The 13761-nt window shown below is 37.5% G+C and carries 12 protein-coding genes; 8 read left to right on the top strand and 4 right to left on the bottom strand.

The features are described 5' to 3' along the window. Positions 1-65: 65 nt before the first annotated feature. Positions 66-386, bottom strand: a complete 321-nt coding sequence (locus KTHG_RS09480) for a DUF3817 domain-containing protein (protein WP_255411582.1) — start codon at positions 384-386, stop codon at positions 66-68. Positions 387-613: 227 nt separating this feature from the next. Between KTHG_RS09480 and KTHG_RS09475 the strand changes: the two genes are divergently transcribed. From KTHG_RS09475 to KTHG_RS09465, 3 genes are all read left to right on the top strand, one after another. Then, entirely contained in the window at positions 614-3100 is a 2487-nt protein-coding gene (locus KTHG_RS09475; RefSeq protein WP_139993089.1) for a S8 family peptidase, read from the top strand. Positions 3101-3203: 103 nt separating this feature from the next. After that, the gene (locus KTHG_RS09470; RefSeq protein ID WP_139993087.1) at positions 3204-3497 is read left to right on the top strand and encodes a hypothetical protein; all 294 of its coding nucleotides are present in this window, start codon (positions 3204-3206) and stop codon (positions 3495-3497) included. Positions 3498-3499: 2 nt separating this feature from the next. Then, positions 3500-4024, top strand: a complete 525-nt coding sequence (locus KTHG_RS09465) for a GrpB family protein (RefSeq protein WP_139993085.1) — start codon at positions 3500-3502, stop codon at positions 4022-4024. 59 nt (positions 4025-4083) lie between these two features. Here KTHG_RS09465 and KTHG_RS22050 read toward each other — a convergent pair whose 3' ends face one another. From KTHG_RS22050 to KTHG_RS09450, 3 genes are all read right to left on the bottom strand, one after another. Then, positions 4084-4848, bottom strand: a complete 765-nt coding sequence (locus KTHG_RS22050) for an NlpC/P60 family protein (RefSeq protein WP_139993083.1) — start codon at positions 4846-4848, stop codon at positions 4084-4086. 307 nt (positions 4849-5155) lie between these two features. Further along, entirely contained in the window at positions 5156-6598 is a 1443-nt protein-coding gene (locus KTHG_RS09455) for an NAD-dependent succinate-semialdehyde dehydrogenase (protein ID WP_139993081.1), read from the bottom strand. Between the two features lie 138 nt (positions 6599-6736). Continuing rightward, the gene (locus tag KTHG_RS09450) at positions 6737-6994 is read right to left on the bottom strand and encodes a GlsB/YeaQ/YmgE family stress response membrane protein (RefSeq protein ID WP_126991684.1); all 258 of its coding nucleotides are present in this window, start codon (positions 6992-6994) and stop codon (positions 6737-6739) included. Positions 6995-7168: 174 nt separating this feature from the next. Here KTHG_RS09450 and KTHG_RS09445 point away from each other — a divergent pair, with 174 nt between their 5' ends. The 5 genes from KTHG_RS09445 to KTHG_RS09425 all read left to right on the top strand — a co-directional run bounded on the left by KTHG_RS09445 (position 7169) and on the right by KTHG_RS09425 (position 13761). Continuing rightward, complete coding sequence (locus KTHG_RS09445; RefSeq protein WP_139993079.1) at positions 7169-8014, top strand: C39 family peptidase; 846 nt, start codon at positions 7169-7171, stop codon at positions 8012-8014. Positions 8015-8287: 273 nt separating this feature from the next. Further along, positions 8288-8797, top strand: a complete 510-nt coding sequence (locus KTHG_RS09440; RefSeq protein WP_126991686.1) for a GNAT family N-acetyltransferase — start codon at positions 8288-8290, stop codon at positions 8795-8797. 110 nt (positions 8798-8907) lie between these two features. Further along, complete coding sequence (locus KTHG_RS09435) at positions 8908-10776, top strand: helix-turn-helix domain-containing protein (RefSeq protein WP_139993077.1); 1869 nt, start codon at positions 8908-8910, stop codon at positions 10774-10776. Between the two features lie 295 nt (positions 10777-11071). After that, positions 11072-13309, top strand: coding sequence for an acetate--CoA ligase family protein (locus KTHG_RS09430; RefSeq protein WP_139993075.1), 2238 nt, complete (start codon positions 11072-11074; stop codon positions 13307-13309). Between the two features lie 2 nt (positions 13310-13311). Beyond that, positions 13312-13761 (top strand): MaoC family dehydratase N-terminal domain-containing protein, encoded by a 450-nt coding sequence (locus KTHG_RS09425; protein WP_139993073.1) that lies wholly within the window; start codon positions 13312-13314, stop codon positions 13759-13761.

The raw sequence follows: 13761 nt of genomic DNA, 5'->3' as shown, positions 1-13761 counted from the left end.
CGGTTCCGGTTTTTCGTTGTGAACACTAAAAGAGGAAAATGACGTATTTTGCCCCAGTATCTTTTTTAAGCATTTATTTTAGCTGCGTAATATTTCTCGCCAGCTTGTTTAATATATTTATCGAAAATGAAATTTCCAAATGGAATAAAGGCAACTACGCCTGCAATTAGGCTATAAATAATATGCCAGCGAATACGTAATTGTACAATAGCAATTGCAATAACATAGGTTACAAAAATCGCGCCGTGAAGACTACCTACAATTGTTACAACAATCGGTAATCCAGCAAAATATTTTAATGGCATCGCAATGAGCAATAGTACAAGAAGCGAAATACCATCTGCAATCCCCATTACACGTAGAAATCGGATTTCTTTTGGTTCCAAGGAATAAACCCCTCTCTATTAAAAAACTAAATTTATTATAAAACCGTTATATGAACGGAATATGAACGCTATTGAAATTTACGTCAAAAGTCATATTATCACCAAAAAAATTCTATAAAATGGATGAAATGCAAGGAAAAACTTAAAACATATATCATCTTCTTGTTATTTTCTTTACAATAGGAAAAGGAGTGAAAAACTACCAATATAATTATAGGGGGATTTACATGAAAAAAAGTAGTGTATGGTTAGCTATTTTAGTACTAATCATTAGTGTGCTTTTGCCAACTGTGCGGGTTGCAAATGCAAGTGCCGTAACTGATGCAGATTTAGCAAATGCTATTAAGCTAGGCGATAATACCACAATTGATGAAACATTTAACGAAGCCGGAGTTAAATGGTTTAAATATAAACCAACGGCAAGTGATATTAAAAAGCATTCACACGTAAAATTAACACTGAAAAGTGATTATATTTTAAATGTCACAATGTTTTCAAGTGCTGAGAAAGCACAAAATAACGAGGCATATGAACAATATGTAGCTGGAACTGTCGAAAACGGTAAAGCAATTATCAAATTCCCATATGCTTGGGATGAAACGTATTATATTAAAGTAGAGTACAGTGGCTTTATGGATGACGGATCGATGGCCGGTGAACCGGCAACAGAAGATGGCGTGACGGATGAAGAAATGCAAGTGCCGACAGTAGCATATACACTAACTGCACAACCTGTTACATTAGCGCCGGCAACCGAGTTATCAAGTGGCAATGCTTGCCCAGTAGAGCTTGGCGTTGACGGGAAAAAAGATGCGAAAACGATGCTATCAGATATTCGCGTTTTCCGTGATGGTATTTTATCAAAAACAGCAGATGGTCGCGAACTATCAGCATTGTATTATAAAGCAGCGCCATTTTTAGCTGCAAAATTACTAACAGATAGCAGCTTAAAACAAACGGTATACAAACATTTAGTAACGATTCAACCGCTTGTGAAAGATATGAATAAAAACGGGGCAGCAAGTACGCGCGTGATTACGAAATCAGAGGCACAAGCGATTCAAGCATTATTTGATATCACATTTAATAATGTTCCAGCAACATTACAACAAAAGATGGCAACGACAGCGAAGAAGGTTGGCTTAACAGATGGTTTAGCTGGTGAAGATTTAGCGGATGTTGTGAAGCAAGCAACAGGCGAATTAACGAAAAAATCGTCAAAAAATAAATTTATTGTAAAATTGAAAGATGGCTATTCATTTAGTAAATTTAAACAGCAAGCAACGGGTAAAACGACAGCTTCTACATTAGCTGTAAAAAATAATGAAATTTTAGAAGATACGTACGTAATCGAACTAGAGCCTCAGGATGCGTCAATGTCGATGAAGGCACAGCAAGCAACGACAGCGAAAACAGCCACACAAATTGAGAAGATGGCGGCTGTTGAATATGTAGAGCCGGTTACAACCTATCATGCACTTGCAGCAGATATTCAATATCCATATCAATGGTCACTTCAAAACACAGGTTCTGAAGGAATTACTGGAGCAGATGTAAGCAATGTAAGATTACAAAAATTAGTCAATGCAACAGCTTTAAAAACGACAACAATTGCGGTTGTAGATACGGGTGTTGATAATACATTAGCGGATTTAAAAAATGTTGTGTTAATGAATAAAGGACGTAACTATGTTGATCGCCAGCAAACAGCGCTTGACGATAATGGTCATGGTACACATGTATCGGGTATTATTGCTGCGCAAGCAACAAATGGTTACTCAATGCGTGGTATTAACCAACATACAAAAATCCTACCTGTAAAAGTGTTAGATGAATCAGGTAGTGGCTCACTTGAAAGTGTTGCATTAGGTATTAAATATGCGGTTGACCAGGGTGCTAAAGTAATCAACCTAAGCTTAGGTGGTTCTTATAGCCGTACCATTGAAGCTGCACTAAAATATGCACATGCTAAAAATGTAGCAATTATTGTTGCGAGCGGGAATGATGGTGCAGAAGGTATCTCATATCCAGGGTCATCACGTTATGTGATTTCAGTGGGTGCTACAAGCCCGCTTGATGTCGTATCCGATTATTCAAATTATAGTCATAAATTAGATTTAGTAGCACCTGGCTCGAATATTCCAAGTCTTGTACCAAATGGTAATGTCACATATATGAGTGGGACATCGATGGCAACACCACACGTGGCAGCGGTTGTTGGGCTACTAAAAAGTACTAATCCTTCCATGAAGATTGGTCAAATTCGTACGGTATTACATGAATCGTCGAAAAATGTTGCCTTTGAAGAAAGAGACAATGATGGTACATCAAGTGATGATGATATTTTAAACCTTATTGGCGGCTCGGAGGATTATGATGATTATGAAGAAGAAGCTACTTATAAGTTAGCAGTAGGAAAAGACTTAGTGTCTGGCTATGGGCGTCTTAATGGATTCAATGCATTAAGTACAGCGGTATTAAAGACAGACATTGCGAAAACAACTAAACCAACTGTTTTATCAGGTAAAGCTTTAGCTGGATCAAAAATTGTTGTCAAAAAAGGTAGCAAAGTGTTAGCAACGAAGAAAGTTCCTTCAAATGGTAAATTCAATATCAAATTAGCAAAACAAAAAAATAAACAAAAGTTAACGGTTGTGGTTACAAATAAAGCAACAACTGCTAAAGCAGTATTAGCTGTTTATGTGAAAAAATAATAATGAAAAGCGATCATTCTATAAGAAGAGAATGGTCGCTTTTTTAATAGGTTCAAATGTAATAATTTGTTATAATAGCGTAAATTGTACAGAGGTGAATGAGATGACGTATCGAGAAATTCAGTTATTTATTGTTCAAAAAATTTTAGATGAGCAAGCATCAAAGGCAGAAGTTTTTTTAGAATTGAAGGACCAGGGTGAGGAAATAAGTTATCGCCAAATTGAGCGTCTATTAGAAAGTGAGGGTATTGTTTTTCACGAAAAATCATCGCGCTGGATTCGCTGTAAACCTTATTATTCTGTTGAGTCAATTATTGAAGATACGGAGTCACTTGCGGCAGAACGGGATATGAAGTTAGAGGAATATCTTGAAAAAGTGTTACAACATCGGAGGTAGCAATGAGGAAAATTAATGTCGTACCCTATGATGAGCAGTGGCCGGTGTTATTTGAGTTAGAAAGTCAAAAAATAAAAAGCATTGTTTGTGAAACGTACGTGAACATTTTGCATATTGGCAGTACATCTGTACCGAAGCTAAGTGCGAAGCCGGTTATTGATATACTATTAATTGTTGAGGATTTAGAGAAACTTAATCAACTAGATGATGATTTTAAGCAATTAGGATATGAGGCACTTGGTGAATATGGCATTATAGGTCGTCGCTTCTATCGAAAGGGCGGCGATATGCGTACGCATCATATCCATGCGTTTCATTATTCAAATATTGTTGAAATCGAGCGGCATATTGCTTTTCGTGATTATTTACGTAGACATCCTGAGCAGAGCCAGCTGTATGAGGCGTTGAAAAGTCAGTTGGCTGCACGTTTTCTTTATGATAATAACGCCTATTGTGATGGAAAAAATGATTTTATTAAACAATTAGAGCAACAGGCACTTAAATGGATGATGGCACAGAAAACATGAAAAACCCCTCCTAGGTAGAGGGGCGTCTATACAGTGTTTAGAATAGGTGATTGCTAAGATTACATGCGCTTGTAGCCGACGAAGTGATCGCCCCAGTATGCGCCGTGAATATCATCCACTTGTACGCCGCCTGAAGCAGCACTTACCATTTGACCGTTACCTACATAGATACCTACGTGAGAAATGCCGGCTTTATACGTGTCTTTAAAGAATACTAAATCGCCAACTTGAGGTGTTGACACAGATGTACCCATGCTATAGTAGCCAGCTGAAGTAGCATAGCCGATATTTGCGCCAGCTTGTTGTGCTGCATAGTAAACTAAACCAGAACAGTCAAAGCCACCTGGAGCTTTACCAGCCCATTTATAAGGTGTGCCAACTTGTGCTAAAGCTACTTTTGCTGCACCTGCCATACCTGTTGCAGAAGCTTGTGTAGTTGTAGAAGCTTGTGTTGAACGTTTATATTGTGGTGTTGAAGCTGTGCTATTTGATGTTTTTGTCACAGCTTGTGTTGATGCTTTTACAGTACCTTTTACTTTTAATGTTTGGCCTGCATAAATCGTTGTAGAAGATAAGCCATTTAATGCCATAATATTTTTGTAAGATGTGCCGAATTTAGAGGCAATTGCACCTAGAGTATCACCTTGTTTTACAGTGTATGTATTTGAAGATGAAGTTGTTGTTTTATATGAAGTTGTTTTATACGTTGTTTTTGGGGCAGCACCACCGTCATTTGCCATAGCTGATGCATTAAAACCACCTGTTGCTGAGAATAACATGCCTGTTAATGCTAATGAAGAAAAGATTTTTGCTTTTGTATTCATGAATCAATGAACTCCTTTTTCGTACTTGTTTTTTGTTACAAACACATCATATCTCGAATTCATAACAATACTATTATGTGAATATGTTAAAAATATGACAAAAAGCTATCATTTTAATCTGACTGTTAAAATTGACATATCGTCATCGTTTTGTAATGAAAATGCGACTATTTTGTTATTGTATGAAACTATTTGGATATGTTATGTGTTTTGTTAGAAGTTAGCATCATAGGAAAAAGAATTGCATAAAAAAGGTTCTCTTCAAAGATGTGAAATCTTTAGAAGAGAACCTTTTTATACGTAGTAATTAGTCATGAATACAAACAGATTTAGCATAAACATACTCATGAATACCTTCTGTACCATTTTCGCGACCAAAGCCAGAATGTTTTACGCCGCCAAATGGTGTTTCAGCTTGTGAAATCGCCATTGTATTAACACCGACCATTCCGTATTCAAGTGCGCTTGAAAAGCGTGAAATACGGGCGATATTTTTTGAGAAAAAGTAAGAAGCTAAACCAAATTCAGAATCATTTGCTGCTTCTGCTACTTCATCATCTGTTTCAAATTCGATTAATGGAATGACTGGACCAAATGTTTCTACATAGTAGATATCCATATCTTTTGTGATACCATCAATGACAGTAGGTTCAATAAATGGACCATTTGCAAATTTTTCATCTTCAGGACGTTTACCACCATGTAAAATCGTCGCGCCTTTATCAGTCGCATCTTTTAACTGTGCTTCTACATGTTCGCGTGCTTCTTCATTAATTAATGGACCAACTGTTTTATCTTCGATGCCTAAGCCAACTTCAACCGTTTTCATAGCTTCTAATAATTTCTCAGTAAATTCTTTTTTCACGGATTTTTGAACGTAAATACGGTTTGGTGAGACACATACTTGACCATTATTACGGAATTTCGCTGTCACAAGGCTTGTTGCAGCTTGATCTAAATCTGCATCATCAAAGACGATAAATGGTGCATGTCCACCAAGTTCCATAGATACTTTTTTCAATGTACTAGCAGATTGTTCATTTAATAATTGGCCAACTTCTGTTGAACCTGTGAACGTAATTTTCTTCACCGTGTCATTCGTTGTTAATTCTTTACCGATATCACTTGATTTACCCATCACAACGTTTGCAACACCTTTTGGTAATCCTGCTTCAACGAATAATTCAGCAAGAGCAAGTGCAGAAAATGGTGTCGCGCTCGCAGGTTTAATAACAACCGTACAACCAGCTGCCAGTGCAGGAGCAATTTTACGTGCAATCATGTTTGAAGGGAAGTTCCATGGCGTAATTGCGCCAACAACGCCAAGCGGTTGATAAACGGTTAAGAAATGATGTTCACTTGGAGCGGGAATCGCACGACCATATAAGCGACGAGCTTCTTCTGCATTCCAATGGAAAGAATCTGCAGAGGTTTGAACTTCTACTTTTGATTGAGAGAGTGGTTTTCCTTGTTCCAGTGTCATGATAAGCGCAAGGCGATCGAGGTTTTCTTCTATTAAAGAGCCAATTTTGTGTAAAATACGCGCGCGCTCTTTAGGATCCGTTGCAGCCCAGCCAGCAAAAGCTCCCTCTGCATAGGCAATAGCCTCAGCTGTCTCTTTTGTGCCACCTTGTGCAATATCAGCAATTTTTTCACCTGTAGATGGATTGTACACAGCAACAGCATCTTCGCTACCATCCACCCATTCGCCATTGATAAATAGTTGATTGTTTACTTCTGGAAATTTCATCATTTCTCCTCCTTAAAAACATTTTATATTATAGGTCTACCACAAAATGGATGAAATAACCACTCTAATGCTTTTTAAAATATATTTATATAATAAAAAGCCTTTCCTATAATGGAAAAGGCTTTTTATTATGAGCGATTATTTTTTACCGCCAATAGCTTTCATAATAAAGCTTACGATTAAAATTAGTACAATTGTTCCTAATAAAGTTGGTAAAATGTAGAAGTCGCTAACTTTAGGACCCCAGTCACCAAGAATTAGGCTACCTAGCCAAGCACCAATAATACCAGCAATGATATTACCAATAACGCCGCCAGGAATGTCTTTACCAAGAATAAGTCCTGCTAACCATCCTAGAATACCACCAATAATAATGAACCAGATAAATGAAAACATGGTAAAACCTCCTTTTTGCTGTTATGTAATATATATTCCCAGTGAAATAATAAATAAACGTTTTTTTTAAATTTCTTCGTTCATCGAATTATATTACTATTATAAATAAGTATATATTTGTAAACGAATCGACGTTGATACTATAATAAAAGAAATAAGTGAGGAGGGATTTCGATGGCAGAAAAGCAATGGATGCCTATCGCTGCCGCACTTGGGTTAGCAGCGGTATCGTACCAATTTAAAACGGGACAGAAAAAAGCATTGTATACAAAAGAAGAAACCAAATTAAAAAGTGTTCCTTATGAAGGAACAACGTTGGCCAATATACCAGCTTATACACTCCTACAAGCAACAAATTATGAAGGTGCTCATTATTATGTAACCTATGGTAATTTTGTTGGGTGGGTAGCAAAAGTGGATGTTGCAGATGCTCCGAAGGGATATCAATATACAGCGCTAAATGTTCCATATATTAGTCAGTATCGGCCACTTGATGCGCCATTTGGTTGTGAAGGGACATCTCTATTAATGGCCTTACGTTATAAAGGCTACAATGATGATGTCTCCCTAAAAACAATTCTTGATAATATGCCAAAAGCAGATCGTAATCCAAATAAAGGCTTTGTTGGGTCACCTTATTATGCAATGGAGGGTTATTTCCAAACGATTTTCCCGAAACCACTCACATCCTATGCACGAGAAGCCTATAGTAAAATGATTGTTGATATTTCAGGTGCTTCGCCAAAACAATTACAACAAGAATTAGCTCATGAAAATCCTGTAGTGGTATGGGTGACGTTTCGTTTTGAACCTCCGCGCGAAGGGGAATGGGATATTGGTAAAAAACATCCTGCAACATTTGTAAGTAATCTACATGTCATGCTTTTAACAGGCTATAATAGTCTCACACAACAATATCGTGTTCATGATCCAGCAGATGAAAAAGAGATTTATTGGGTACCAAAAGAGCAATTTGAAGCAGCTTATTTAGCAAGAAAGCAAGCTGTTGTTGTTCGATAATAGAGGTAAAAGAAAGAGGTATTGTTTACTAAAAAATGCCTCTTTTTCTTATGCAAATTTTCTAATAGACAATGAGTGTTATCATCTATTTGTATAAAAGTAGCAATAACTATCAGATAGAATAAGCATGTATTAAAAAACATTCATTTTCTCGCCCTAAATGACCTAAAAAAAGGTACAATAGAACAAAGACTTAAAAAGTTGGCATATTAGTTACATGTCATTATTTGCAAGTGTTCCCACCTAATAAGTTACAGAAAGTGAGGGACTTTTATGTTCCATCTACAAACAAAGCGCCTACGTTTTCGCAATTACACGAATGCGGATTTTTATTTTTTAAAAGGGCTATTACAATCAAAAGACATGATGCGCTATATCGGTGACGGTCAAACTCGTAATGATGCGGAAGTTGAACAATTTTTATCGTGGATTTATACGCATTATCGTGAAGACGAGCATACCGGATTAAAAATTATTGAAAACCGCAAAACAGGTGAGCCAATGGGGCATGCGGGCATCGTACCACAAGTGATGAATGGTCAAAAACAATTTGAAATCGGCTATTGGGTTGCGAAAGCTTACTGGGGTCAAGGCTTTGCAACAGAAGCAGCAGAAGCAATGAAAGACTATGCCGAGCAAGAAATGCACTTAACAAATTTAATTGCGCTAATTCAACCAGGTAACAAAGCTTCGATGCGCATTGCAGAAACAATTGGTATGCATTTGGATAAGACAGAAATGTTGAATGGACAAGAAGTACATGTTTTTACAACAAAAGCCTAAAAACCATGTGATTGCATGGTTTTTTTTGTGTGAAAAAAGCTGTTTTTTGAAGGTATTTAATGCTTAAATGTCGAATTATTGTTAGTGATAAGAAAAATAGGGGGTCAATTATGTCGATGTCACATCTCTCGTTATCGCTAAGTCAATCCTCGGAAATGTTTAGGCAAGAAATGATTAAATTATGTGCACGAACCCAGCCTTTTTATGTACTTTTTATGTTTGAACAAGATGAGCAACCTTACGATTATGTGAAGCTTTTTGAAACCTATCAATCCATGGGAACCATTTTAAAATTAGAAAAAGAGAAAATTTTCCACACATCTGAAGTGTTTATTGTAAAAGAATCGGCTTATTTAGAAAATCAAGCATTGTTTTTCCAGTTACGCGTCCGTGCACGGGAACGTTTAATTGAAAAGCTCGCAAAATCTGTTATTTTTTATGTTGTTAGTCAGCAACAGCATTTAAATTTAACATTGTTACAAGATCAGCACTTACTAGACGATTCATTAACGATTACAAAAAATGTCCTTAAAAAATGGACCTTTATCGGTGAGGAAAAAACATGGGATGCATTCACTACATGGTATAGCGATACTTTGACGATGGCAATTTTAGAAGATATTGTCGTTGTAGAAGGGCTTAATTCGTTGAAAAAATTACCTGATAAAGCATTGAATGCATTATTTTTCGCTCACATGAACGATGTCGCGAATGATGAGACTTTTATTGATAAAATTTCACTTGTAGTTGACGACTATATTAAAGAGTGGCAGGAGCAAGTAATTCTTCTTTTAAAGAAGGATTTAGAAGTATATATTGAGGTCGAAAAAAGCGTAACACAAACAATGCAAAATGCACGCGATTTTTCACAACTTGCAACAGTGCCTCATTATATGTATGTGATGAATAATACACTTTATCAAGTCATTCGAGAAGTGCTTTATCAATTAAACTCTTCCCAAACAGTCTATTCATTTCAAAAAGGAAAAACAAAAGGAACTTTATTTTTAAAAGAAGGACAAATAATTGATGCTACGATGGCTGTATTAGCGGTAGATGTTCTAGATATTTTATGTGGTTTTTTCCTTCACCAGTCAGAAAACATGCAGAATATAGTCGAAATTCGTTTAACAGATATTTTAATGATGCGTGATATTAAGCAGAAATTAGGTGGAGAAGGACGACGAGGAGGCTACGAGGCAAAGCAAAAGCAACAAGTTCTAGCTGTTTTAGCATTGCTAAAAAATATCCATGTGGAGATTGAGCAAATGGTCAGTTATCATACAAATCAACCGACGCCTTTAAAGTTGAAAGGACAATTACTCGTTTTTGAACAAGAATATTGCTATAAATTAGGTCCTATTTTTACACCGTACTTGAGTGGTTCTCAGCGACAATTGGCATTATTACCATTTCGTGCATTTCATTATCATGTATATCGTTTTCGCCATGAAAAACAATTATGTCGATATTTAAGTTGGCGCTGGCGTACACAAGCTTCGCAAGCAAAGTATTGGCAAGCGAATAAGGTGTCGACGCTACTAAAAGCTATTGGGGAAACCTTAAATCAACGTTCACCTTCTCGAACACGTGAGCGTTTTGAAAAGGCACTCGATCAATTAACGACAGATGGTGTGATTGCAGGCTGGCATTATGTCAATTGGGATGAAGCTGTAGCGGTAGGCAAAGGCTGGGGGAATTATTGGCTCAATGCGGCGGTTATTATTGAACCGCCACAAGCGGTACTCGAAACGTATCATTCACTTGAGAAAAAAAGAGTACCTATGACGACAACAAAAAAAGAGAATGAAGAATTTGCAAAGCAACTTGCCAATTTTCGTAAAAGCCAGCATCTGACGTTATCACAGGCAGGTGAGATGTTGCATGTGTCAGCTGCTTATATGAGTCAATTAGAGCGAAATATCGTTAGACCATCACTAAAGTTACGCAAACGTTTAGAACGTTGGTTATTATCTTGAAACAGTACTTGTCTTATATGACGCGTACTGTTTTTTTGTTGGAATAAAAGCGCTTACATTGTTAAAAAGTCGTGCTTACAAGTTGCAAAGTCGGGGTTAAGTTGTGCATAAAAAAATACCGCTTTTTTTGAAAGTCTATTATATCAAGCTTTTGAAGTGATTAATAGGGACGTTAAATTCCTTATTAGTTTATTATTTTAGCTAACTTTAATTTTCATTATTTTCAGAATACTAAAGGTATGATAGATACACAGATAACGAATCTGCGAACGAATGATATAAGGGGGATAAGTTGATGACACAAGATTTACAAAATTATGAATCATTGAAGCCGTTGTTTAACCCACAGTCTATTGCGATTTTAGGTGCCTCTGAGAGCCCCTATAAAATCGGCCATCTTCAAATTCGCGCATTAATTGATGGTAAATTTAAAGGCGATATTATTCCAATCCATCGTACGGCAAAAGAAATTGCGGGCTTAACATGTTACCCATCATTAGCAGATGTACCAGGTGAAGTGGATCTTGTTATTTTCTGCCTTGGCCTAGAACAAATTAAAGAAGGTCTTGAAGCGTGTGCAGCAAAAAATGTAAAAGCGGCGATTATTTTTGCTTCAGGTTTTTCAGAAGCAGGGGCATATGGTGAGCAACTGCAGCAAGAACTTGGTCAATTCGCAAAAACGCACGGCATTCGTATCGTAGGACCAAACTGTGTAGGCTTAGTGAATACAGAGAATGGCTTGATTGGCACATTTACGCCATCATTTTTAACTGTACCGCTCGATGGTCAGCGAGGCGTCGGTTATATTTCGCAAAGTGGCGCTTTTGGTGTATTAACGTATATGGCAGCCGCACAGCATGGTATTAACTTTAACTATTTTGTTAGTACAGGGAATGAAATGGAGTCCAGCTTTGAAGATTTCATGGAATATATGGTACATGATCCGCAAACGAATATTATTAGTGGTTACTTAGAAGGTGCTAAAAATCCAGAAAAATTGAAAGCGTTATCAAAAGAGTCTCTTCAAAAAAATAAGCCAATTTTATTGATGAAAACAGGTAAGAGCTCGGCTGGTAGTCGTGCAGCTGCATCTCATACAGGTTCACTTGCAGGCTCAGATAAAATCTATGATGCCTTTTTTAAACAGCATGGCATTATTCGTGCAGAGGATTTTGATGATGTTATCGGTTTTACGAAATTATTTAATCCCAATAAATTACCTAAAGGAAATAATACAGTCATTATTACAAGTTCAGGTGGTCGTGGCATTAATGAGGCGGACCGTTGTGAAGCACATGGTTTAAACATTGTGGAGCTATCTGCTGAAACACAGGCGGCTATTCAAAAGAGCTTGCCGGACTATGCGAGCACAACGAACCCAGTTGATTTAACAGCTGCCGCAATGGTATCGAACCCGGAGTTTTATTTGGAGCCATTAAAAGTACTTGTAAATGATCCGGAAGTTCATAATATTATTTTTACTGATTTCCCGTATGCTTGGGATGAAAATTCACCGCAGCTACAAGAATTTATTGAATTAAGTAAGGCGAGTGACAAAGTCATTGCATTATTCCCATTCCCACTCGATGGTATGACCTATCCAAAAGCGACAAAAGCTTTAGTAGAAAACGGTATTGCGGTTGTACCATGTAATCTAAATCCAGTGCGTGCACTGAAGAAGCTAGTGGAATATAGTGAGGCATATCGACAATCTTCGATTACTTCACTAGCAGATTATCGTCAACCACATGCGGTATTAGATGATTTATTAGTATCAGGTGAAACGTTGAGTGAAGCACAGGCAAGTGAAGTGCTGGCACGCTATGATATTCCAACAACAGAGCGTCGTATTGCGACATCACTTGAGGAAGCGGTAGAGCATGCCACAGCGATAGGATACCCAGTCGTGCTAAAAATTGATTCACCAGATATTCCACATAAGACAGAAGCAGACGCAATTCGGTTAAATGTACAAACACCAGAAGAAGTGAGTCAAGCGTATGTACATAAGACAGAAGCAGACGCAATTCGGTTAAATGTACAAACACCAGAAGAAGTGAGTCAAGCGTATGTGGAAATTGTGAAAAATGCGCGAAGCTACAACCCAGAGGCACGTGTCCATGGCGTTTCTGTACAGGAAATGTTGGGTGAAGGTGTTGAAATAATTATCGGTGCACATAATGACAGCACATTTGGGCCAGTAATTATGGTGGGACTTGGTGGTATTTTCGTTGAAGTATTCCAAGATATCGCTTTTAAAGTAGCACCAATCAATCGTCAAGATGCATTGAATTTACTTGATGAATTAAAAGGAAAATCAATTTTACATGGTGCGCGTGGAAAAACGCCAATAGATACAGAGGCAATTGTCGATGTACTGCTAAAAGTATCGGCGCTTATGACGGATCATGGAGAGCAGATTCAAGAGCTTGATATTAATCCACTTGTTGTATACGAAAAAGGTATTAGGGCAGCGGATGCGATGCTTGTTGTGAAAGAGCAACAAGTGATTCGACAAGCGATGGAGGGATAGTAATGAGCTTAGCACATTTAATTGGAAAAACAGGAAAACCTTATAGAGTAGAAATTGAAAAACGTCATATTCGTCAGTTTGCAGAGGCAATCGGGGATACAAACCCGCTTTATCGTGATGAGGAATTTGCAAAAACAACAATACATGGTGGTATCATTGCACCGCCAACATTCCCGATTGCGATGTCAGAGGAAAGTGACGAGGAGTTAGATTTAGGATTAGATTATAGCCGTATGTTACACGGGGAGCAGCGCTTTATTTATACGCGCCCAATCCGTCCAGGGGATGTATTAACATGCCAATTAAAAGTGACGGATGTATATGAACGTAACGGTAAAAATGGAACGATGGAATTTATCGTGATGGATACGGAAATGACAGACGAGGCGGGACAGCATGTTGTCACAAGTCGTACAAATATTATTTATCGTCCGATTTCGGCGAATGCATAG

This window comes from Kurthia sp. Dielmo, assembly GCF_000307285.2.
GTDB lineage: Bacteria > Bacillota > Bacilli > Bacillales_A > Planococcaceae > Kurthia > Kurthia populi.
The sequence above is the reverse complement of the archived record's forward strand: the minus strand, read 5'-3'. Positions and strand labels throughout refer to the sequence as shown.